Origin of the sequence: Kribbella sp. CCNWLW201, from assembly GCF_037203805.1 — a bacterium.
Taxonomy (GTDB): Bacteria; Actinomycetota; Actinomycetes; order Propionibacteriales; family Kribbellaceae; genus Kribbella.
This window is the reverse complement of sequence record NZ_JBBCBQ010000001.1, coordinates 591,982-613,123: the sequence shown is the minus strand read 5'-3', so window position 1 is coordinate 613,123 and position 21,142 is coordinate 591,982. Positions and strand designations below refer to the sequence as shown.

Genomic DNA, 21,142 nt, shown 5'->3' with positions numbered 1-21,142 from the left:
ATTGGGTGACAACTGTCGAGGGGGAACGATGGCTGGATCACGGTGGGCGGCGGCGCTGGTCGCGGGGTTGACCGGGGTGCTGATGGCGGTGGTCGGGGCGGTGCCGGCGGCCGCGGCGGAGCAGCGGTACCACCTCGCGTTGGGGGATTCGCTGGCGTACGGCTTCCAGTTCGCCAAGCTGGGACAGCCGCCAAGTGCATTCCAGACCGGGTACGCCGACCTGCTCGCGTCCCGGCTCGAGCACGGCGGACGGTTGCCGGAGCTCGTCAACTACGGCTGCGTCGGAGAGTCGACCGTGACCTTCGTGGCTGGCCAATGCCCCTCGCGCGCGGCCGGACTTCCCCTGCACGACCCGTACGACGGTCCGCAACTGGACGCCGCGACGCAGTTCCTCGAAGCACACCGAGGTCGCGTCGACCTGGTCACGGTGTCGTTGTGGGGTAACGACGCCAACGAGTTCGTTGCTTCCTGCAACGGGAACGTCCAGTGCATCGTCGACGGTGCACCGGCGGCGATCGCGCGTGTCGCCGGCAACCTGCAGAACACCCTGCAGGCGCTCCGGAGCGCGGCGCCGGACGCGGACCTGGTGGTGATCGGCGCGTACGACGCCAACCTCGGCGCGTTCCAGCTCACCGGACCGATCTTCACGGCACTCAACCAAGCGATGGCAGCTGCGGCACAAACGGCCCGCGCGGAGTTCGTCGACCCGATGCCGGTCTTCGATGCCGACGGCGGTGCGGCGTTGTGCACCTACACCCTGCTGTGCCGCGACCGCGACGCCCATCCATCCGACGCGGGCTACGCCGCCCTCGCCGACCTGGTCGAAGCCGTCGTCTAGCTACTGGGCGACGCCGTACAAGCGATCCCCGGCGTCGCCGAGGCCGGGGACGATGTAGCCCTTCTCGTTCAGGTGCGAGTCCATCCCCGCGATGACGAGGTTGCAGGGTACGGCGAGCTCGGCCAGCTCACGTTCGATCCGCTCGACCCCCTCGGGCGCGGCGAGCAGGCAGATCGCGGTGATGTGGTCGGCGCCGCGTTCCACCAGGAACTGGATCGCCGCGGCCAGCGTGCCGCCGGTCGCCAGCATCGGGTCGAGCACGTAGCACTGGCGCCCGGACAGGTCCTCCGGCAGCCGTTCGGCGTACGTCGACGCCGTCAGCGTCTCCTCGTTCCGGACCATGCCCAGGAACCCGACCTCGGCGGTCGGCAGCAGTCGGCTCATCCCCTCGAGCATGCCGAGACCGGCCCGCAGGATCGGGACGACGAGCGGCTTCGGTGCGGTCAGCTTGATGCCCTGGGCCTCGGCGACCGGGGTCTGGACGGTGACCGGACCGGTCCGGACGTCGCGGGTCGCCTCGTAGGCGAGCAGCGTGACGAGCTCCTCGGTCAGCCGCCGGAAGGTGGGCGAGTCCGTGCGCTCGTCCCGCAGCGCGGTGAGCTTGTGAGCGACGAGCGGGTGGTCCACGACGAGGATCTGCATAAGCCGGAACGGTACCGTCGGCGATTCGCGGCGCGAAAGCTCGCCCGCTGTCAGACTCGAATGTGCACCGGATCTGCCCTGTTCGCCCCCCAGGGAGCACGCCGATGACGGAGAAGACGCCCGAACAGCTCGACCGCCTCCGCCGGCGCGCTGCTTTTCTGCGCGAACTGGAAGAGGCCCGCGCCCTCCGCGACCGGATCGCGCCACGCCGGGCCAAGGTCCGGCAACTGCGTGAGGCGATGCGGAGAGCGACGTACCATCACTGACCGTTCGTGGTACTGATATCGCGTCGAAACCGGAAAACCTCCCGTGTCCGGCGTGAGTCTGCGACGATGAGCCAGTGTCTGATGCCACGGCTGGGCCGATGACCACCGATCTCGACTTCGCGGTCGCCGCTTACACCGAGGACGGGGTCTGGACCGTCACACCGCTGGTGCTGCGCGGTGAGCCGGACCTGTCCACCCTGGTGTCCGCGCTCCGGCGCTACCCGGGTGAGGCCGGCGTGCTGGGGATGATCTCGGTCGACGAGGACTTCTTCATCCTGCTCCGGGTGGTCGGCGGCCGGGCCCGGTTGCTGATCTCCGACGTCACCGCGGCGACCGAGTGGCCGCTGGCCCGGCAGGTGGTCGACGAACTCGACATCCCGCTGGCCGATGACGACGACGAACAGGTGCCGGCCGGCGATCTCGGCATCATCGCCGACCTCGGCATGTCGGCGATGGATCTGGGCGCGCTGTGCGACGACGTCGACCTCTATCCCGAGGAGATGCTCGAGGAGATCGCCGAGTCGCTCGGGTTCGGCAACCAGTTCCACGAGGCGATCGAAGCCGTTGGTTAGCCCGGCGATCCAGCGGGAATGGGCGCGGCTGATGGCGCTCGCGCTGGCGGAAGGCGAGAAGGCGCTGCCCGACGTACCGATCGGGGCGATCGTGGTGGACGCCGACGGCCAGGTGATCGGCCGCGGTCACAACGAGCGGGAGACGACCGGCGACCCGACCGCGCACGCCGAGGTGGTGGCGATCCGGGAGGCCGCGCGGCACGTCGGGGAGTGGCGGCTGACCGGCTGCACGCTGGTGGTCACGCTGGAGCCCTGCACGATGTGCGCGGGGGCGATCGTGCTGTCCCGGCTGGACCGGCTGATCTTCGCCGCGTACGACGAGAAGGCGGGCGCGGTGGGGTCGCTGTGGGACGTCGTACGGGACCGCCGGCTCAATCATCGGCCCGAGGTGGTGGGCGGTGTGATGGCCGACGAAGCGGGTGCTCGGCTCCGCGATTTCTTCATCGGGCACAGACCTTGATAGCCTCTCCGGCGGTGGCGTGTCCGAGCGGCCGAAGGAGCGCGCCTCGAAAGCGCGTGACGGGCAACCCCCGTCCGAGGGTTCAAATCCCTCCGCCACCGCCAACCGCCCTCAGGGGCGGAGTACGACCGAAGACCCTGATGCTGTGTGATGCGTCAGGGTTTTCGTCTCTCGGGACCTGATGCGGGAGAGGGCCCCACGTGGACGTTGCGGAGCTGGACCGGATTCTGCTGGCCGGGGCGGCCGTGCTGCTGGTCGCGATCGTCGCGGTCCGGCTGACCGGGCGGTTCGGGCTCCCGTCGCTGCTCATCTACCTGCTGATGGGGCTGCTGCTCGGCGAGTCGGGGCCGGGCGGGATCCAGTTCGAGGACGCTCAGCTCGCTCACGCGCTCGGGTTCGCGGCGCTGGTGGTGATCCTGACCGAGGGTGGTCTGACCACCCGGTGGAACGAAGTACGCCCGGTGATGCCGCTGGGCGTCGTACTGGCGACTCTCGGCGTCGCGGTCAGCGTGGGCGTGGTCGCCTGCGTGGCGCACTACATGCTCGGGCTGGACTGGCAAACCGCCGTACTGCTCGGGGCCGTCACCTCACCGACTGACGCGGCGGCCGTCTTCTCCGTACTGCGCCGGGTCCCGATCCGACCGCGGTTGCGGGGTGCTCTGGAGGCCGAGTCCGGTCTGAACGACGCCCCGACGGTCCTGCTGGTCACTCTGGTCAGCACCGGGGAGGTCGGCGAGAAGGGTCTGCTGCACTTCAGCGGGTTGGTGCTCTACGAGCTGGTGGTCGGTGCCCTGTTCGGCTTCCTGATCGGGTGGATCAGCGTCGGCCTGATCCGCCGGGTCGCGCTCGGCTCGGCCGGTCTGTACCCGCTGGCGGTCCTGTCGCTGGCGATCATCTCGTACGCCGGTGGCGCCGTACTGCTCCATGTGTCGGGGTTCGCGGCGGTCTACGTGACGTCGCTGGTCCTCGGACGGGCCGAGTTGCCGCACCGGATGGCGACGCGGTCGTTCGTCGACGGGATCGCGTGGCTGGCCCAGATCGGGCTGTTCGTGATGCTCGGGCTGCTGGCGTCGCCCGGGCGGATCGGGTGGGACGACGTCATCGTCGCCTTGGTGATCGGGATCGCGGTGACGGTGGTCGGCCGGTTCGCGGCGGTCGCGCTGTCGGCGTTGCCGTTCCGATTGCCGTGGAACGAGCAGGCGTTCATCTCCTGGGCGGGGCTGCGCGGCGCCGTCCCGATCGTGCTGGCGACCATCCCGCTGGCCGCGGGAGTGTCGCACTCGGACCGGATCTTCGACGTGGTCTTCGTGCTGGTCTTCCTGTTCACGCTGCTCCAAGGCCCGTCATTGCCGTGGCTGGCCAAACGGCTCAAGGTGCTGGACGAGAACGCGTCGTACGAGGTGGACATCGACGTGGCGCCGCTGGAGTCGCTCGGCGCCGACATGCTCCAGGTGTCCGTACCGAGTGAGTCCCGCCTGGCCGGGGTGGAGATCGGCGAGCTCCGCCTGCCCGGCGGCGTCTCGGTCTCCCTGGTCATCCGCGGCGACCGCTCCTTCGTCCCCGATCTGGGGACCGTCCTGCGTGCCGGAGACTCGCTCCTCGTCGTCGCCCCCAGCCCGGTCCGCGACCAGACCATCCGCCGCCTCCGCGCCGTCTCCCGGGCCGGCCGCCTGGCCGGCTGGTTCGGCGAACGCGGCCGCGAACCCCGCTGACCAGGCCGTGTCTGGTAATCCCTCGCGACGGCGTGGACTACCAGCCTGACCTAGTTCGGGTTCTGGCCCGAGGGGATCGGCTGCGGGGTGTGGATGACCGGGAGGCAGACGGTCGAGTCCGGCGGGACGGTGACCGACGGGAGGCCCTTGAGCTTGAGGGAGCCGAAGCCGGCGCCGATGACCAGGTCGACGGTGTGGTCGGTGCGGCCGTCGCCGACGGTGAGCGCCTTCTGGTTCAGCTGGCCGGCCACCAGCAGCAGCTCGGGCGCGTTGTCGGTGGCACCGCGGACCGACACCACGTCGATCTTGTCGCCCTTGGGCTCGTTCGCGACCTTGTTGATGTTGAACCCGCGCTTCTCGAGCACCTCGGCGACCCGAGCCGCCGAGCCTGCCTTCGCGCCGCCGTTGTAGACGTTCAGCACCACCTGCTTGGGCACCAGGCGGTTGTTCGGCAGCTTCTGCTCGACACAGGTCGGCTCGGCGCTGCTGTTGATCAGTGAGTTCCAGCCCCACCACGCGCCGCCGACGAGCAATCCGAGCAGGATCACCATCGTGATCGGCGTACGCCAATGAATCCGCGAGTGCGGCCTAGGTTGCGGATGGATCGCGGTCATCGGCTCAACCTCCCCCGTGAGCAGCCATTGTGTCAGTCCACGACCAGTACCCGGGCGTGTAGAACCGAACGCTGCTGCAGCGCGGCACGCAGGGCGCGGTGCAGACCGTCCTCGAGGAACATCTCACCCTTCCACTCGACGACATGCGCGAACAGGTCGCCGTAGAAGGTGGAGTCCTCGTCGAGCAGCGCGTTGAGGTCGAGAGTGCCCTTGGTCGTGACGAGCTCGTCCAGCCGCACCTGCCGTGGCGGCAGCGACGACCAGTCCTTCGGCTTGAGCCCGTGGTCCGGGTATGGCCGTTCCTCCCCGACGCGCTTGAAGATCACCCCGCAAAGTCTAGCGGGGACACAGGTCTTGTGAGAGGTCGTGAATGTCACCGGAATAGGCCGGAGTGGAGATTCAACCTTTTGGGCACGATCAGCGTCACACGGGTTAGGGAGTGGGGTGGGCACTTCAGGTGCCCACGACTAAGGGGGGTAAACCGCATGCGAATTCTTTCCAAACTCGGTCTTGCGGCCGCATCGATCACGCTCGTCGCCGCCGGTACGGCGCTACCGGCCGACGCGTTGACCGTGACCCAGGCGAAGGCCGCCCAGAGCCGGCTGAACACGCTCGGCTGCACGGCCGGCCCGGTCGACGGCAAGATCGGCGCGATGACCCAGGCCGCCACGGTCCGGTTCCAGTCGGCCAACGCGCTCAGTCAGACCGGTTCCCTGAGCAGTACGACGTACTCGCGGTTGATGGCCAGTACGGCGAAACGCTGCGACGTCCGGGCGGTGCCGGGACGGTCCGGGACCGGCCGGCGGATCGTCATCAGCCAGACCCAGAACTGGGTATGGCTGATCGATGCCCGGGGCAAGGTCGTCCGGCAGGGCGGGATCATCGACAACCCGACGTACCTGCGGGCCGGGACCTACACCAGCGGATCCAAGTGCGGCCGGGCCGCCCGGATCCTGCGGAACACCGACGGCGGACGGCTGTACCTGAACTACTTCGTCCGGTTCGCGCCGTGCGGCATCGGGTTCCACCAGATCCCGACGTACAAGTCGACCGGGACGCAGATCCACCCGGATTGGCTGCTCGGGACGAACTACCGCGCGTCGCACGGCTGCATCCGGGTCTCCCGATCGATGGCGGCGACCATCTGGACCTTCGCCGCGAGCCCGACCCGGGTCGTCGTGATGCGCTGACCTCCGGCAGTGCCCCGGTGTGTGGATAACGCTCGCAACCACGCCCCGGGGCACTAGCATGCGCAGCGGGTACTTCGTCAAACCGGGGAAAGGCACGCTGACATGGCCGAGACAGCCGACGTCGTGGAGACCGTCAAGCAGGGCTACGCGTTCGAAGGGGCCGCGATCGAGCTCGGCGCGCTGCTGGCCGGGGACGAGCCGAAACCGGAGGCGGCGGTCCGGATCCCGTTGTCGATGGTGAACCGGCACGGCCTGGTCGCCGGTGCGACCGGTACCGGCAAGACGAAGACGCTGCAGTTGATGGCCGAGCAGCTGTCCGCCGCCGGTGTCTCGGTGTTCGCCGCCGACATCAAGGGCGACCTGTCCGGGATCTCGCAGCCGGGGCAGGAGAGCGAGAAGCTGCTGGCCCGGACCAAGACGATCGGCCAGGAGTGGACCGCGACCGGTTTCCCGACCGAGTTCTACGCGCTCGGCGGCCAGGGCACCGGCATCCCGATCCGGGCGACCATCACGTCGTTCGGTCCGGTGCTGTTGTCGAAGGTGCTCGGGCTCAACGACGTCCAGGAGTCCTCGCTCGGCCTGATCTTCCACTACGCCGACAAGCAGGGGCTGACTCTGCTCGACCTGAAGGACCTGCGCGCGGTCATCACGCATCTGACCAGCGACGAGGGCAAGGCCGACCTGAAGGAGCTCGGCGGGCTGTCCGCCGCGACCGCCGGGGTGATCCTGCGGTCGCTGATCGGGTTCGCCGACCAGGGCGCCGAGGCGTTCTTCGGCGAGACCGAGTTCGACACCGCGGACCTGATGCAGGAGCGCGACGGCAAGGGTGTCATCTCCCTGCTCGAGTTGCCGAACCTGCAGGACCGGCCGGCGCTGTTCTCAACCTTCCTGATGTGGCTGCTGGCCGACCTGTTCCACGACCTGCCCGAGGTCGGCGACGTGGACAAGCCGAAGCTGGTGTTCTTCTTCGACGAGGCGCACTTGCTCTTCGACGACGCGTCGAAGGCGTTCCTGGACTCGATCGCGCAGACCGTCCGGTTGATCCGGTCGAAGGGTGTCGGCGTCTTCTTCGTCACCCAGACGCCGAAGGACGTGCCCGACGAGGTGCTCGCGCAGCTCGGTTCGCGAGTGCAGCACCAGCTCCGGGCACACACGCCGAACGACGCGAAGGCGCTGAAGGCGACGGTGTCGACCTTCCCGAGTTCGTCGTACGACCTGGAGGAAGTGCTGACCCAGCTCGGCATCGGCGAGGCGGTCGTCACGGTGATGAACGAGAAGGGTGCACCGACTCCGGTCGCGTGGACCCGGCTGCGGGCGCCGCTGTCGCTGATGGCGCCGGCGTCGGCCGAGCAGTTGACCGCGTCGGTGCAGGCATCGCCGAACAACGCCAAGTACACCGAGGTGATCGACCGCGAGTCGGCGTACGAGAAGCTCGCCGCCAAGGTCCAGGCCGGCGCCGAGCAGGCCGAGGCCGAACGCCAGGCCGAGGAGCAGGGCAGGCCGGCCCCGGAGCCGAAGCCGCGGGCGCAGAAGCAGGACAAGTCGATGGTCGAGCAGGTGATCGGCTCGTCCGCCTTCAAACAGTTCGCCCGCTCAGCCGGCCGAGAAATCGTCCGCGGCCTCTTCGGCGCCGCCCGCCGCCGCCGCTGAGATCTCCCCCGGAGTACGTCGTACTCCGGGGGAAAGGCAGGTCAGCGAGTCAGGTCGGTGCCGCGGGACGGTGCTTGGCGACCATCGAGGGAGCGGCCGGCGCCCGACGTTGCCGGGAGCTCGGGGCTGCTGCGGACACTCTCCCCGGGCACGTTCACCTGGTTCGGGTTCCGGCTTGTGGCAGTGACCCGGAGAGCCGCGGCCGTCTCGGGTGTGTCTGCGTTGACGGCGATCGCGCCGACCTCGGTGTCGGCCTGGATCGAGCCGCCACCTGTGGCGTTGACGGTGATCGCGCCGTCGTTCTTGGTGCCGGCGACGACCGTGCCGTATTCGAAGTTCTTGATGTCGATCGCGCCGCCCTGAGTGCTGACCCAGGTGTCGCCGTCGCTGCGCTCGACCGAAATGGCGCCGGCCTCGGTGCGTGCGTCGATGTGTCTGGCATGGCCGATGGTGAGGTCACCGGAGCCCTTGAGCCGAGCGTCGACCGTGGTCGCCTCGCCGACGGTGAGGTCGCCGCCCTTGAGCCGTGCCCGCAAGTGCTCCGCGTTGTTCACCGTGACGTTGCCCGACTCCGTCCGGGCGTCGACCTCGGTCACTCCGTCGGTGGTGATCGCCGCGCTGGTGGTCGCGGCCTCGAGCGTGCAGCCCGGTGGGACGGTTCCGGTGATCGTCACCGGGCCGCCGGCGGCCTCGCTGCCCGAGACAGTGACCGACAACCGGCCGTCGCGCCATTCGACGACGGCGTTGCCGACCGCGTCGGCGGCCGGCCCGGCCTCCTCGTCGGTCGAGATGACCAGCTCCGCCCGCTGGCAGTCCTTGTCGGCGTTGAGCTCGATCGCACCCGCCAGCCGGGACAGTTCGGCGTCGATGATGATCCGCCCCTCGGCGCCGGCCGTCACTACGCGTTCCACTACTGATTCCTCCTGGGGTCTCCAGTACACCGATGCACAGTCTCGGGAACCTGGAGCTCAGCTCTCGGTTGTCCGGCCTGGTTCGTGGCAGAGTTCACGCGCCCGTCGACTGTCGGCACCCGCCGTTCACTTTCACCTGTGGTGGAAGGGATTCCAGCGTGTGATTCTTGATCAAACGACTGAATTCTCAACGAATGACCATCGTTTCCAGCATCGTCATCCACAGCGCGCCGTCGCGGATTGGGACGAGACGCTTACTCGTCGTACGGTGGAGGCGATGGTTGCGCAGAGTAGGCGAGCGATACGGTTTTGGGCGCTGTGGACCCTGACGGTCCCGGCGTTCGCTGCTGTCGTGCTCGTCGACCTCGCCGCCATCGGGTACGCCGTACAGGCCTTCACCGAGTTGCCGAGCTGGCGCGGTGTCGACGTGGTCTTCGCGCTGACCGTCTCCGCATTGATCTCGGTCGAGGGTGCCCGCCGGGTGGAGAACCGGCGACGGCGGGGCGGCGCGTTGCACAAGGATCTCGCGCCGGCCTGGATGATCGCGGCCGCCGTGGTGCTCCACCCCGCGCTGGCGATCCTGGTCGCCGTACTGCTCCGGATCTGGTGGCGGATCCGGGCCGGCAAGTGCATCCCGTACCGGTGGGCGTTCTCGACCGCGGTGCACGTGCTCGCGGTCGGCGCCGCGCACACCGCGTTCGTGGCAATCAGCGGCCTGACCGGACACGACGGGCTAGGCCTGGTCGTCTCGATGGTCGCGGCGGCGACGGCGTACGTCGCGACCGACACCGTGCTGTGCGGCTTGGCGATCTCGCTGATCCTTCCCGGCAGCAGTTGGCGCGAGGCGTTCGGCGGGAGGGACGATCTGTGCACCGACGCGACGGCCGCGACCCTCGGCTGCCTGCTCGCGGCGGCCTGTCTGGTGAGCCCGTGGTTCGCGTTCGTGGCGATTCCGATCACGCTGACCGCGCAACGGGCGCTGCTGCTCACCCAGCTGGAGTCCGAGGTGCAGACCGATCCGAAGACGAGCCTGACGAGGGTCGACTGGTGGCGGCGACGGACCGAGGAGATGCTGCGGGCCGCGCGGAACCAGAACGAGCCGATGGCGGTGCTGCTGATCGACATCGACCACTTCAAGCAGGTCAACGACCGGCACGGGCACCTAGTCGGCGATGAGGCGCTGCGCGCAGTCGCGACCATCCTGCGCAGCGCGATCCGGGCGAAGGACGTGATCGGCCGGTTCGGCGGCGAGGAGTTCGTCATCGCACTGCCCGACACCGGCCTCGACGACGCGACCGTGACCGCGGACCGGCTCCGCAACGCGGTCGCCGCGAGTCCGCTCGCCGCGATGTGCGCGGGCGTCCTGGACGACCCGGACCTCGATCCGGACACCTTCCACCTCACCGTCTCCATTGGCGTCTCCGTCTATCCCGCCGATGGCATCAGCGTCGACGACCTCCTGCTCCGCGCCGACCGGGCCATGTACGCGGCCAAGGCCGCTGGCCGCAACCGAGTCCGCCTGGCCGCCGACGTACTCCCGCCACCCCGACTAATCCCCCAACCAGCCGCACCGATCGACCGCCCGACTCCCCACTCTGACCGTCCCAACCGCGACGCAGCAGCCGACCGCCCGGTGACCACCGGCGCGGCTGCCCCCACCGACCGCTCCTGACACTCAACGCCGGGGCAGAACCTTTCGGGGCAGTACGGCGTCCTGTGAGGTAGGGCTTCGGGACGGAGTGGGTATGGCGGGTCCGGGGAGTCGTGACGACGACTTCACCGCGTTTGTGCTGGCCAGGTCCGCGCGATTGGTGCACTTCGCGCGGATGCTCTGCGGCGACGCCGAACTCGCGGAGGATCTGGTCCAGACGGCGCTGGAGAATGCGTACCTGCGGGGCTCGATCCGCCGACCGGCCGCCATCGCCAAGCCCGCTCCCGATGACGCCGAGGCGTTCGCGGTCGCGGTCGCGAACAACCTGATCTCGGTCAAGGGGAAGCAGTACGAGTACTACTGGGCCGCCGGTCAGCTGCCGTCAGGTGTCGCGAGCATCGCCTACACGTTCCCCGACGGGCAGACGACGAAAGCCGTCATCACGGGGAACTACTGGGTGATGCAGCACCAGACCGCGACGCCGTGGAAGGAGGGCTCCCCGCAGGGCGCCCAGATCCAGGTCGCGCTGTACCTCGCGAACGGCCAGCCGACGCGGAGCTTCCTGCTCACCTGGGGCCAGGACACCTGCGCCCAGATCAGCCACGGCTGCTGACCGAACCGCCAGGCCATCACAATCGCCGCCGTACGCGATCCCTCCGCGGGGACCTGAGCGTCGGGCGGGATTGTGATGGCCTGGGCGTTCAGCAGGCGCCGAAGGTGCCGGCCGAGACCCACGCCTTCGCGACGTACATGCCGGGGTGGACGCGGAGCCAGATGTTGCTCGTGCCCTGCGAGCCGGTGACGCTCTGCCCGGTCGTCTGGCACTCGACCGTCACCTGCGCGGACTTGCCCGCCATGCCGACGACCGCACCCGAGGAACTGGCCGCGTTCCGCACGTTCAGGTAGCCGGACGAGATCGACACCGTGCCGCGGCCGCCGTCGCCGGTCCACAGGTAGGTCACGTCGACCCACGCGTTGTTCGTCAGCGCGAGCGCGTCCCAGAACGTCCCGTCCGCGAGGTCGATCCCGGCCGGGTTGGCCACGGTCCGGCCGAACTGGTCCTTACCGCCGTTGTAGCCGTCCTGGTACGCCGCCTGCGCCTCGGGCTTGCCCTGCGGCAGGTCCTTCCACATCTCGCGGATGGCGCTCGGGTTCCAGTAGTCGTCCTTGGTGTTCCACGGGCCGACGTCCCACACCGGCTCGAACGCGCACCGGGAGGCGGTGCACACCTTGACCGAGTAGGTGCCGGAGCCTTGGCTGGACAGTCCCCGGCGAGACGGCAGGGCGACGAAGTGGTCGCGGTTCACGATGACGTGGCCGTTGGCCGTCGTACCTCCGACCAGGCCTTCGCGGGTGGCGAAGACCCGGGACTTCAGCGGCGCGGCCTGGACGCTCATCCGGCTCGGGTCCACCTTGTCGGTCGGCAGAACCGTCACGTCGCCGACCCACGGGCTGCCGCCTGTCGGTGGCGCGCTGACGATGATCCGGAGCTGGACCTGGTCACTCGCGCCGGGCAGGGCGGTCGGCGTACCGGACTTGGCGGGAGTCCACTCGGTCCACTTGTCCTTCACCCAGGCCCGTACGTCGACAGACGCCGACGAACCGTCCGGCGTACCGACGGTGTAGCCCACGACGACGGCCGAGGTGGCGGAGTCGAAGCGGACCGGGACGAGTTCGGCCAGGCCGGAGCGCTGCTTGATCTCGGTGGAGCCGATCGCGGCCGGGGCGTCGCCGAGGATGATCCGGCTGCCCTCGACCTTGACGTTGCTGGATCCGGCGACTGGCTGGGCCGCAACCGTGACCGGATCGGTCGGTGCGGCGTTGCTTTGCAAGGTGGTGGTGAAGATCGCCAGCGTCGCGGCCAAACAGGCTGTGAGCTGGGCAGGTCGGGTGATACGCATGGGCGGTTACCTCCGGGGCGGTGAAGGTGATTCACCCAATGTGACAAATGAACAGGGCTCGTGTATAGCCCGTGAATAAATTTCTTCGAAGGAGTTGGTGTACGGACAGAACCGGATCGATCACCCAGCGGGTTTGGACCGGTGTGACAGAGGCAGAGGAGATTCGATGACCCGGACCGCGGACGCCGACTTCGAGCACTTCGTGTTGGCGCAGTCGACCCCCTTGCTCCGCTTCGCGGAGATGCTGTGCGGCGATCGGCACACTGCCGAGGACCTGGTGCAGCAGGCGTTGATGCGGTCCTATCCGAAATGGCACCGGCTGGACGGTGACCCGATGCGCTACGTACGCCGGGTCCTCGTCAACCGGTTCCTCTCCCAGACCCGCCGGCGCTGGAACAACGAGGTTCCCAGCGACCCGGTGAGCAACGACTGGGACCAGCGAGCGGTGGCGGACTTCGCCGGCGAGGTCCAGACCAGGGAGGCCGTGCTCTCGGCTCTCGCCGGTCTGACCGTGCGGGAGAGAGCCGTGGTCGCGCTGCGCTACTCGCAGGATCTCTCCGAGGCCGAGACCGCCGAGCTGCTGGGCATGGCGAACGGGACCGTGAAGAGCACGGCATCCCGCGCGCTGGCCAAGCTGCGTCTGGCACCCGACCTGATCGATTCCGGAGTTGGAGGACACTGATGAGTGACGAGCAGCGGGTACGCAGCGCTCTCGAGTACGACCTGGAGCCCTGGCAGCCGAACGCGACCGACCTGATGCGTCGCGGCAAGCGGCTGACCTGGCTCCGCCGTGGACTGGCCGCGGCGGGCGTCACCGCGTTGGCCGGAACCGTTGCGACGGTGTCCGCCGCGGTCGGCGGTCCGGTGGACGTGAAGAACCTGCTGGCCGGCAACAGCAAGCCGCCGGTACCGGCGATGGTTCCGGCGGACACGCCGAAGCCCTCGGTCGACCCGACCTGCCTGCCCACCAAGCCGACGTTGCCGAAGGCAACTGTGTCGGTGCACAAGACGATCGACCCGAACGAGCAGCCGTCGCTGCCGGCCAAGCCGACCGTGCCGAGCGCGAAGCCTTCGCTGCCGACGCCGTCGTTGCCGACCGGCAAGCCGTCGCTGCCGGCCAAGCCGACGCTGCCGACGACCAAGCCGTCACTTCCGACGGGTACGCCGTCGCTGCCGCCCAAGCCGACCTTCCCGACGGGTAAGCCTTCGCTGCCGACGCCGTCGCTCCCGACCGGCAAGCCCTCGCTGCCGGCCAAGCCGACGCTGCCGACGACCAAGCCGACCCTGCCGTCGGTGCCGGTCCCGAGCCAGAAGCCCTCGCTCCCGACGGCCAAGCCGTCGCTGCCGGGGAAGCCCGTCGCGACGCCGACCCTGCCCGACTGCGTGCACGGCGTGCCGACCGAGAAGCCGTCCGCGCCGGCGCCGAAGCCGACGCTGCCGGGCAAGCCGTCGCTGCCGACGACCAAGCCGTCCGTGCCGAAGCCGGCCGCTCCGACGGTGACGGTCTCAGGTGGAGTCAAGATCACCATCGACCCGGGCAAGCAGCCGTCGGCCTCTGTCCCGACGACCAAGCCGACCTTCCCCACCGCGAAGCCGACCTTCCCCACGGAAACCCCGAGCTTCCCCACCACGTTCCCCACCGGCCCCCCCTCCTCAAGCCGGTAGGGGCCTCTCAGGTCACCGGCGAGTAGGCGAATGCGAGTCCCTACTCGCCGGTGGCCCCATCTGCGAGTTCGCGGACGATGTCCAGATGGCCGGCGTGCCGCGCGTACTCCTGCAACACATGAAAAAGAATCCAGTTCACCGTCGGCCGTTCCTCGCCGAATCGGCCGCCGGTCGCAGCACGGGTGGCGGGATCCACTCCGGTCACCAGACGCCGGGTGATCTCGCCACCTTCGTGTAGCCGGGTGATCAGCCCGGCCAACGTCTCGTCGGCCCCGACCGACCAGCGGCCGTCCGGGTCCGCACCGGAATCACCCCACGGCTCGTCCACCTGCTCGCCGGCGAAACCCCAGCGGAGCCAGCGCCGTTCCATGAACACCAGGTGCTTCAGCAGCTCCAGCGGCGACCATCCGGACGGCAACCGGCTCGACCTCAACTCGGCCTCGCTGAGCCCAGTCAGCTTGGTCTCGATCACATTGCGGTAGTGATCCAGGTAGCCGAGATGCAGCTCGATCGTGTCGCCCTCGTCGATCGGGGGCTCGCTCATGTCAGTCCTCGAAGATATTCGGCGGTCGGCTCGTCGGCCGGATAGAACGATTCGATCATCAGCTCCGAGACGGTGACGTCCAGGGGCGTGCCGAACGCCGCGATCGTGGTGAGCAGCGACAGGTCGTGTCCCTGATGACGGAGATTCATCGGTACGACGACCTCGGCCGGGCCCGGGTGGACGGGCTTGTCGTCGGCGGCGTACTCGCGGAGTTCGTCGTACAGGTCCTGGAGTTCGGGGTCGGCTGTGCCGCTGACCTGGCGTTGCAGGCTGGCCAGTGCGGAGGCGCGGACCTCGGCCAAATTGGTGAGGCGGCGCGCGAGGCCGTCCGGGTGCAGGGTGAGCCGGAGGGCGTTGATCGGTGCTCTGAGCAACTTTTCGTCCACGTCGGCGGTGAAGATCTGGATGCCGGCGTTGGACTCGACGATGTTCCACCAGCGGTCGACCACGAGCGCCGGGTACGGCTCATGGGCCTTCAGCAACCGGCGGAGCGTCGTACGGATCGCGAGCATCGACGGCGAGTGCAGCGACGCCTCGCTGTAGATCGGCGCGTAGCCGCCGGCCAGGAGTAGCTGGTTGCGGTCCCGCAGCGGTACGTCGAGATGCTCGGCCAACCGGAGGACCATTTCGCGACTGGGCTTCGAGCGACCGGTCTCCACGAAGCTCACGTGGCGCGTCGACACCTCGACCCGGTTCGCCAGCTCGAGCTGACTCAGCCGGCGGCGCTCCCGCCAGCCGCGCAAGAGCTCACCCACCGGGCGCTGGAACGTCTCCTCGATCGTCGCTGCCATGGTCCGACCGTAACCGCTGGGGTGGTCGTCGCCATTACCTCCGACGTCATCGACCGGAGGCCGCGCTTGGCGGCAGGGTTCTGGTCATCCGAACAATCCGATTCAGGAGGACACCATGACCGCTCTGGCAGACCAGTACTTCGCGATGTGGAACGAGGCCGACGCCGACCGCCGGGCCGCGCTGATCGAGGCGAGCTGGGCCGCGGACGCGACCTTCGTCGACCCGAGCTTCGAGGTCACCGGCCACGACGACCTGAACAAGCTGGTCGGCAGCGCCCAGCAGATGTTCCCCGGCCTCTCCTTCGTCCGCACCGGAGACATCGACGAGCACCACACCTACCTCCGCTGGACCTGGCACCTGAAGGCGGACGGTCAGGAACCGGTGGCCGGCGGCACCGACATCGTCCTGCTCACCGCCGACGGCCGCATCCAGCAGATCATCGGCTTCCACGACTTCGCCCCAGCGCACTGAGCCGTTACGCTCATCCGCGTGCAGCGGCCGGGGATCCAGATCCTGATCTGGTCGGCGGGGATTCCTGGTGGGATCCGGGATCGGTCTGTGGATGTACCTGAACCACGACCGCGCCGACTTCATCGACGACCCGGTGGTCGAGGACGCGATCTCGGCCGCGTGTACGACGATGACGGACGAGGTACGGGCGGCCGTCGTACCGCACGACGCCGCGGTTGCGATCCGGGTGGCCGCCATCCGGCGGCAGAACGAGGCGATCTGGGACTTCGTCGATGCGGTCCACAAGGTCGGTGACCAGCGCCTGGACGGTGATCTGCCGTCCAGGGCCTGGTTGACTGATTGGAAGTCGATCCTGTCGCTGCGCGAGCGCGCCTCGGTCGACCTCGCAGCCGGTGGTGAGGCGTCGTACGCCGTACCGCTGGTCGACGGCTCCCCGATCACCCGGCGAATGAACGACGCCTCGAGCTACGACTCCGACGAGCAATCCGTGGCAGTCGACCCCGGTGGACGGCGTACCGCCGATCCTCATCTACACATCACGTCGTACCTGCTGGAAGGGAAGCTCCCGCAGTCACAGTGCTGACACGAGGCGGGCGCAGCGGACGGGGTCTTCGGTGAGGCCGACCGAGAGGCCCCAGAGCCAGTAGTCGACGGTGCGGAAGATGACCCAGTCGCGGGCACGATCCCGGTCCAGACCGGCTTCGCGTACGGCGAAGTCGAAGTGCGGCACGATGTCGGTCATCTCGTCGAGCCGGGTCCAGAGCACCCGGCCGAGGTCGTACTCGATGTCGCCGCGCAGCAACACTGGATCAACTGTCAGCCAGGTCTCGCGCGTCCCCGCGAGCACCTGGTCGGAGTGCAGGTCGCCGTTAACCGCGACGTCTGACGTGGTCTCGGTCAACGCCGACGCGACGTCGAGCGCCTCCCGCAGGATGCCAACGTCGAACGGACGGTCGAGCCGTTCCCACTCGCGCTCCAACTCCGCCGACCGTTTGGCCGCGATGTCTGCGGTCGACAGCGCGTCCTCCGGCGCCGGCACCGCCAACCGTCGCATCAGTTGCCCGAGTACGGCGACCGCCTCGTCCACCGGCCTGGTCGTCAACGGCGTCGACAACCGCTCCAGCAACATCGCCCCGGCGTCGAGGTCGGCGTCGTACAGCAACACCATCCCCCGCCCGTCCCACCACCGCAGCGCCCGCACCTGCTCCCCAACCTCAGCCCCCGGCGGATTCATCCGCAACACGAGCTCCTCCCCAACCGGCACCACAATCGCATTGGACCCATAAGCAACGTCGCCACTGACCCGCAAACCCCAGACCTCACACTGCCGCTCCACCGCCCGAGGCAACCCGTCCAACCACTCCGCCCCCTCCCGCCACCACCGCGGCATAGCCAAAAACCCCGCAGGCACTTCGATCATCCGGCCAAGGTAGTCCGCACCCGGTCGCTGACGCTTCTCATTTGGGTGTTGGGTGCCGAAGGACAGGAGGTCGTGCAGGCTGTCCGCGCACCCCAGGCGCAACCGCCTTCCGGAAGGCCACTCGGCCCCACTACCTCCTGTCCGTCGGCACCATTCCTCGAACGCAATCGCCCGCACCGGTGTGACAGCACGGGTGTATGTGGGGCCTGAGCGGGTGCGTGAGTTGGCGGCGCGCAAGGCATGCCTTGAGCACCTCTTCGCGGATCTTGTCGAGATCGGCGCCCGGAAGCTGATCATCGAGCAGGACAAGTCTCTGGTCGAACATGACCGCCGCTGGCTGTTCGCTGCCCACAAAGCCCTCGGAGCCGACCTCGAGTACGACCATCTACGGGCGCATGAGGAGTGTCTGCTCTGGATCGCCGACGCGGTCGCCTGGTGCTGGGCCGCCAAAGGTGTCTGGCGGGAGCGGGCACGGAGGTTCGCGGTGGCAGAGGTCGGCATCCGCTAGCCCACGGTGTCCAGAGATGCGAGACCCGGCTCACCGGTCGTCCGGCCGGCTGCCGGGTTCACTTCCGCAGGCTGGTGCCCTTGGCAGTTCTCGGGATCGCAGGGCTCAGCCAGAGATTGAAGTTCGTTAGACCGGGCCCGTCCGGCACGAAAGTCGCAGCCCGTGGAGTCTCCCCGCGCGGGTGGCAGCGGACCATGATGTGCGCATGGGTGGAGATGGGCTGCAGTTTGATAGTGGGATTTCGCGGCAGGTGGAGGCTGTTTACACGGCGCCGGATGTGGTGGAGCAGCGGCGGGTGGTTCGGGCGGCGTTGGCGTTGCGGCCGGGGGATCGGGTGCTGGATGTGGGCGTCGGGCCGGGGTTGCTGGCGGCGGAGATGGCGCCCGAGGTGGGACCGGGCGGGCGGATCTGCGGGATCGACGTGAGCGAGAGCATGCTGGCGATCGCCCGTACCCGGGCCGACGTTCCGGGCGGGCCGGGGATCGAGCTCGAGCTGGGGTCCGCGACGAACATCCCGCATCCGGCGGAGAGCTTCGACGTGGTCGTCTCGACCCAGGTCTTCGAATACGTCGACGACGTGGCCGCCGCGCTGGACGAGGTACGACGGGTGTTGCGGCCGGCGGGTCGCGTCGTACTGCTGGACACGGACTGGGATTCGGTGGTGTGGCGGTCGAGTGACGACGCGCGGATGCAGCGGGTGCTGACCGCGTTCGAGGAGCATCTGGCCGATCCGCATCTGCCCCGGCGACTGGGCGACGTACTGGAGAAGACCGGTTTCACGCTCACCCATCTGCAGGTGGTGCCGATGCTGAACGCCGGGTACGACGTGCACATGCTGAGCGCCGGCCTGATCGACATCATCTCCGGGTTCGTGCCTGGTCGGGCCGGCGTCACCGAGGAGGAGGCGCAGGCGTGGGCGGATGATCTGCGCGCACTCGGCAGCCACTACTTCTTCAGCCTCAACCGGTATCTGTTCGTCGCTTCGGCGCTCTGACCGTCAGTCACCGGGAGAACCGTCGGTAAGCGGGAGGAGTCCGAGCTCGGCGGGCGCATCCTGGGATACGCCCGCCGGGGCCGGTCGTTCTCCCGCCCCTCAGTGGGAGAACTCGCGGCTCGGTGAACACCACCCATGCCCGAATGGCACTGACCGAACCGCGGGACCACCTACTGGTACCCCATCCAGCACCCGATCACACCTACCGGCACGCGGAATTCCCCGCGATCTTGACGTTCCTCAAACCTAAAGCCTCGATCCGTGATCCTGCCGCGCTGCGCGGCACTCGGCGGGCACATCGCGGCGTTGGAGGACGAGGCACGGAGAACCCACTCCGAGCCTCGCCCTCCGCCTTGCGCTGCACTCCGCCGAGCACCTGCTCGCTGCTGCCAGGATCCACGGATCGAGGCTTCGGTGCCCGAACGGCCGTGGACTGCGACCCCTCGCACACCTACGCTGGACGGCGATTCCGTGCGCCGGGGGAGGCCGCGGGACAGCACCCGGGGGAAGGACCGAGGATGTCGAATCTGTTCGACGAGTTGACTGACGACGACCTGGACGAGCTGGAGGCGCTCGGAGCCGCGGAGGACGCGGACCTGATCGTGACCGCCGCTCTCGACGGGGAAGCAGATGCCTGAGAGCAGGGTCGTCTGGCGGGACAAGCAGCTGAACAAGCGGACGGTGGCGATGATCGAGGCCGCGGAGAAGCTCTACAAATCGAAGTTCGCCCTGCTGCAGGGGTCGTACAACAAGGGTGGCGTGACCGCGTCGGCCGGCACCCATGACGGTGGCGGGGCGGTCGACATCGACGTCGCGTCAAAGAGCCCGGCGCAGCGCCGGGCAGTGGTGACGGCGATGCGGCAGGTCGGGTTCGCGGCCTGGCTGCGGACACCGGCGCAGGGCAACTGGCCGTACCACGTGCACGCGATCGCGATCGGGGACAAGGATCTGTCCCGGGGCGCGGCGCATCAGGTCGCGGAGTACCGCCGTAAGCGCAACGGGCTGGCCAACCGGGGCAAGGACGACGGCCCGGCCGGGTTTTACGGGATGACCTGGGAGCTGTACCTCAAGGCGCACCCGCCGGCGCAGCCGGCGCCCGACTCGACCATCTCGCTCGGTGCGATGGAGCACGCCCGCACCCACGACGCGATGACCGGGGCGTGGGGTGCGGACCGGGCCCGGGTGATCGCCTGGGCGGCGCACCCGCGGGTCGGCGCGATCACGAAGGCGGAGACGGTCCCGCCGAAGGGTGTGCCGTGGCACCTGCACTTCCAGCGGGTGATCCGGAAGGTGCAGCAGCACTTCAAGCTCGAGGTGACCGGCGTCTTCAACAACTCCGTCGCCACGGTGATGAAGCGCTACGGCTACAAGATCGTCGCCTGAGACGGACCGCCAGGCCATCACAATCGCGGTCGCCGTCGGCGCGTGAGCGTCCGGGCCGCCGCGGTGTGCTGGTTGTGATGGCCTGGCGGTCCGCGCCCACAACGACAAGGCCCCACCGGTAGCAGCCGGTGGGGCCTTGGTGGTCCACTACCGCCCGGGCATCCCCGGTGCAGCTGTGGAGGTGGAGAGCGGAACCGACGCCGATGCAGGGGTCAAGACGTCAGCTCCGCTTGCCTGTGTGGAGTTATCTCGTGTCGACCGCCCAGACATGTGCCTGGTGGAACTCGAGGTGCTGCCGCATCGCTGCCGGGGTGCCGACCGAGCCGAGGTGGTTCATCGTCGGTACGACGACGGCGCGGACATCGGTCCGCTTCACCTCCTCGAGCAGTGCGTGGAAGGCCGCGGACTCGGCCGCGTCGCGCTCGGTGTACACGGTGCCGAGGGTGAATCCCTCGGCACTGGCGAAGGCGGCGAGGGAATTCGTCGCCGCGGCCAGCTCCTCCGCGCAGCTCAGCGCGTCGGCCCGTACATATCCGAGCAGCGTGGGCCGGGTCGTCATCGTCCCGGCTCCGCCGCGCTGTCCACCAGCACCGGCTCGCTCGTCACCCGGAGGGAGGCGAACCGCCGCCGCATGGCTTCCTCGTACTGCGCTGCCTGGTCCGCTGTGGCGGTGTGGTCCGCGATCGGGTGAGCGCCGAACCAGACTCGCACGCGGCGGTGCGAGGCGGGGGATTCGAGCGTCTCGGTCATCAGCGGTCCTTCAGCAGTCTCGGTCGGTGCCCCGGACGGCTTTGTCCGGTGCTGAGAAAAGAACACAACACCCGAAGGTCCCTCCGGAACAGTTCCGAAGGGACCTTTACAGAGCCTTGACGCAGAGTAGGGAAACCCTGCGAATCCGCTGGTCAGAGCGGTTGTGGCAGACCGGCCTGGACCGGTTGAAATGTCCTGTCAAGAATGT

At 68.7% G+C, this 21,142-nt stretch carries 26 protein-coding genes and 1 tRNA gene; 17 read left to right on the top strand and 10 right to left on the bottom strand.

All coding sequences use genetic code 11. The features are described 5' to 3' along the window. The first annotated feature begins 28 nt into the window (after positions 1-28). Positions 29-838 (top strand): SGNH/GDSL hydrolase family protein, encoded by an 810-nt coding sequence (locus V9K99_RS02795; RefSeq protein WP_337007599.1) that lies wholly within the window; start codon positions 29-31, stop codon positions 836-838. Here the strand turns inward: V9K99_RS02795 and upp are convergent, their stop codons facing one another. Next, on the bottom strand, positions 839-1,480 hold the full coding sequence (gene upp / locus V9K99_RS02790) for a uracil phosphoribosyltransferase (protein WP_337007598.1): 642 nt from the start codon (positions 1,478-1,480) through the stop codon (positions 839-841). A 104-nt stretch (positions 1,481-1,584) separates the two neighbouring features. Here upp and V9K99_RS02785 point away from each other — a divergent pair, with 104 nt between their 5' ends. From V9K99_RS02785 to V9K99_RS02765, 5 genes are all read left to right on the top strand, one after another. After that, positions 1,585-1,746, top strand: a complete 162-nt coding sequence (locus tag V9K99_RS02785; protein ID WP_337007597.1) for a hypothetical protein — start codon at positions 1,585-1,587, stop codon at positions 1,744-1,746. Positions 1,747-1,820: 74 nt separating this feature from the next. Then, positions 1,821-2,318: a tRNA adenosine deaminase-associated protein gene (locus tag V9K99_RS02780; protein ID WP_337007596.1), complete on the top strand. Its 498-nt coding sequence runs from the start codon at positions 1,821-1,823 to the stop codon at positions 2,316-2,318. 31 nt (positions 2,319-2,349) lie between these two features. After that, positions 2,350-2,778, top strand: a complete 429-nt coding sequence (locus tag V9K99_RS02775) for a nucleoside deaminase (RefSeq protein ID WP_337007713.1) — start codon at positions 2,350-2,352, stop codon at positions 2,776-2,778. 13 nt (positions 2,779-2,791) lie between these two features. After that, positions 2,792-2,882 (top strand) — tRNA-Ser (locus tag V9K99_RS02770). Positions 2,883-2,978: 96 nt separating this feature from the next. Further along, the gene (locus V9K99_RS02765; protein WP_337007595.1) at positions 2,979-4,490 is read left to right on the top strand and encodes a potassium/proton antiporter; all 1,512 of its coding nucleotides are present in this window, start codon (positions 2,979-2,981) and stop codon (positions 4,488-4,490) included. Between the two features lie 50 nt (positions 4,491-4,540). Here V9K99_RS02765 and V9K99_RS02760 read toward each other — a convergent pair whose 3' ends face one another. Then, entirely contained in the window at positions 4,541-5,104 is a 564-nt protein-coding gene (locus tag V9K99_RS02760) for a LytR C-terminal domain-containing protein (RefSeq protein ID WP_337007594.1), read from the bottom strand. Positions 5,105-5,136: 32 nt separating this feature from the next. Beyond that, positions 5,137-5,430, bottom strand: coding sequence for a type II toxin-antitoxin system VapB family antitoxin (locus V9K99_RS02755; RefSeq protein ID WP_132149481.1), 294 nt, complete (start codon positions 5,428-5,430; stop codon positions 5,137-5,139). Positions 5,431-5,589: 159 nt separating this feature from the next. On the opposite strand from V9K99_RS02755, the gene V9K99_RS02750 reads away from it, so the two are divergent. Both V9K99_RS02750 and V9K99_RS02745 read left to right on the top strand, forming a co-directional pair. Beyond that, positions 5,590-6,294 (top strand): L,D-transpeptidase family protein, encoded by a 705-nt coding sequence (locus V9K99_RS02750; RefSeq protein ID WP_337007593.1) that lies wholly within the window; start codon positions 5,590-5,592, stop codon positions 6,292-6,294. Between the two features lie 102 nt (positions 6,295-6,396). Further along, positions 6,397-7,944, top strand: a complete 1,548-nt coding sequence (locus V9K99_RS02745) for a helicase HerA-like domain-containing protein (protein WP_337007592.1) — start codon at positions 6,397-6,399, stop codon at positions 7,942-7,944. Between the two features lie 41 nt (positions 7,945-7,985). Here the strand turns inward: V9K99_RS02745 and V9K99_RS02740 are convergent, their stop codons facing one another. Continuing rightward, positions 7,986-8,855: a DUF4097 family beta strand repeat-containing protein gene (locus V9K99_RS02740; protein ID WP_337007591.1), complete on the bottom strand. Its 870-nt coding sequence runs from the start codon at positions 8,853-8,855 to the stop codon at positions 7,986-7,988. A gap of 277 nt (positions 8,856-9,132) precedes the next feature. Here V9K99_RS02740 and V9K99_RS02735 point away from each other — a divergent pair, with 277 nt between their 5' ends. Both V9K99_RS02735 and V9K99_RS02730 read left to right on the top strand, forming a co-directional pair. Then, entirely contained in the window at positions 9,133-10,527 is a 1,395-nt protein-coding gene (locus tag V9K99_RS02735; protein ID WP_337007590.1) for a GGDEF domain-containing protein, read from the top strand. Between the two features lie 73 nt (positions 10,528-10,600). Continuing rightward, positions 10,601-11,119 (top strand): hypothetical protein, encoded by a 519-nt coding sequence (locus V9K99_RS02730; protein WP_337007589.1) that lies wholly within the window; start codon positions 10,601-10,603, stop codon positions 11,117-11,119. A gap of 88 nt (positions 11,120-11,207) precedes the next feature. On the opposite strand, the gene V9K99_RS02725 is transcribed toward V9K99_RS02730, so the two are convergent. After that, on the bottom strand, positions 11,208-12,407 hold the full coding sequence (locus V9K99_RS02725; RefSeq protein WP_337007588.1) for a hypothetical protein: 1,200 nt from the start codon (positions 12,405-12,407) through the stop codon (positions 11,208-11,210). Positions 12,408-12,573: 166 nt separating this feature from the next. Here V9K99_RS02725 and V9K99_RS02720 point away from each other — a divergent pair, with 166 nt between their 5' ends. Beyond that, positions 12,574-13,089 carry a SigE family RNA polymerase sigma factor gene (locus V9K99_RS02720; RefSeq protein WP_337007587.1) on the top strand — a complete coding sequence of 172 codons (516 nt, stop codon included), beginning with the start codon at positions 12,574-12,576 and terminating at the stop codon, positions 13,087-13,089. Then, on the top strand, positions 13,089-14,072 hold the full coding sequence (locus V9K99_RS02715; protein ID WP_337007586.1) for a hypothetical protein: 984 nt from the start codon (positions 13,089-13,091) through the stop codon (positions 14,070-14,072). Before V9K99_RS02720 ends, V9K99_RS02715 begins: the two co-directional genes overlap by 1 nt. A gap of 40 nt (positions 14,073-14,112) precedes the next feature. On the opposite strand, the gene V9K99_RS02710 is transcribed toward V9K99_RS02715, so the two are convergent. Both V9K99_RS02710 and V9K99_RS02705 read right to left on the bottom strand, forming a co-directional pair. After that, positions 14,113-14,616: a DinB family protein gene (locus V9K99_RS02710; RefSeq protein ID WP_337007585.1), complete on the bottom strand. Its 504-nt coding sequence runs from the start codon at positions 14,614-14,616 to the stop codon at positions 14,113-14,115. Beyond that, positions 14,613-15,407 carry a helix-turn-helix domain-containing protein gene (locus V9K99_RS02705; protein ID WP_337007584.1) on the bottom strand — a complete coding sequence of 265 codons (795 nt, stop codon included), beginning with the start codon at positions 15,405-15,407 and terminating at the stop codon, positions 14,613-14,615. Before V9K99_RS02705 ends, V9K99_RS02710 begins: the two co-directional genes overlap by 4 nt. Before the next feature lie 115 nt (positions 15,408-15,522). On the opposite strand from V9K99_RS02705, the gene V9K99_RS02700 reads away from it, so the two are divergent. Further along, positions 15,523-15,879, top strand: coding sequence for a nuclear transport factor 2 family protein (locus tag V9K99_RS02700; protein ID WP_337007583.1), 357 nt, complete (start codon positions 15,523-15,525; stop codon positions 15,877-15,879). A 67-nt stretch (positions 15,880-15,946) separates the two neighbouring features. Then, complete coding sequence (locus V9K99_RS02695; protein ID WP_337007582.1) at positions 15,947-16,462, top strand: hypothetical protein; 516 nt, start codon at positions 15,947-15,949, stop codon at positions 16,460-16,462. Here the strand turns inward: V9K99_RS02695 and V9K99_RS02690 are convergent. Further along, positions 16,451-17,269, bottom strand: coding sequence for an aminoglycoside phosphotransferase family protein (locus V9K99_RS02690; RefSeq protein WP_337007712.1), 819 nt, complete (start codon positions 17,267-17,269; stop codon positions 16,451-16,453). The two genes, V9K99_RS02695 and V9K99_RS02690, sit on opposite strands and share 12 nt — an antisense overlap. A gap of 244 nt (positions 17,270-17,513) precedes the next feature. On the opposite strand from V9K99_RS02690, the gene V9K99_RS02685 reads away from it, so the two are divergent. The 3 genes from V9K99_RS02685 to V9K99_RS02675 all read left to right on the top strand — a co-directional run bounded on the left by V9K99_RS02685 (position 17,514) and on the right by V9K99_RS02675 (position 20,184). Beyond that, positions 17,514-17,807 (top strand): hypothetical protein, encoded by a 294-nt coding sequence (locus V9K99_RS02685; protein WP_337007581.1) that lies wholly within the window; start codon positions 17,514-17,516, stop codon positions 17,805-17,807. A gap of 250 nt (positions 17,808-18,057) precedes the next feature. Beyond that, positions 18,058-18,801 carry a methyltransferase domain-containing protein gene (locus tag V9K99_RS02680; protein WP_337007580.1) on the top strand — a complete coding sequence of 248 codons (744 nt, stop codon included), beginning with the start codon at positions 18,058-18,060 and terminating at the stop codon, positions 18,799-18,801. 630 nt (positions 18,802-19,431) lie between these two features. Next, positions 19,432-20,184, top strand: coding sequence for a hypothetical protein (locus tag V9K99_RS02675; protein ID WP_337007579.1), 753 nt, complete (start codon positions 19,432-19,434; stop codon positions 20,182-20,184). Between the two features lie 244 nt (positions 20,185-20,428). On the opposite strand, the gene V9K99_RS02670 is transcribed toward V9K99_RS02675, so the two are convergent. Then, entirely contained in the window at positions 20,429-20,743 is a 315-nt protein-coding gene (locus V9K99_RS02670) for a hypothetical protein (protein ID WP_337007578.1), read from the bottom strand. Continuing rightward, positions 20,740-20,934 (bottom strand): hypothetical protein, encoded by a 195-nt coding sequence (locus tag V9K99_RS02665; protein ID WP_337007577.1) that lies wholly within the window; start codon positions 20,932-20,934, stop codon positions 20,740-20,742. The genes V9K99_RS02670 and V9K99_RS02665 overlap by 4 nt, the downstream gene beginning before the upstream one ends. Positions 20,935-21,142 lie beyond the last annotated feature (208 nt).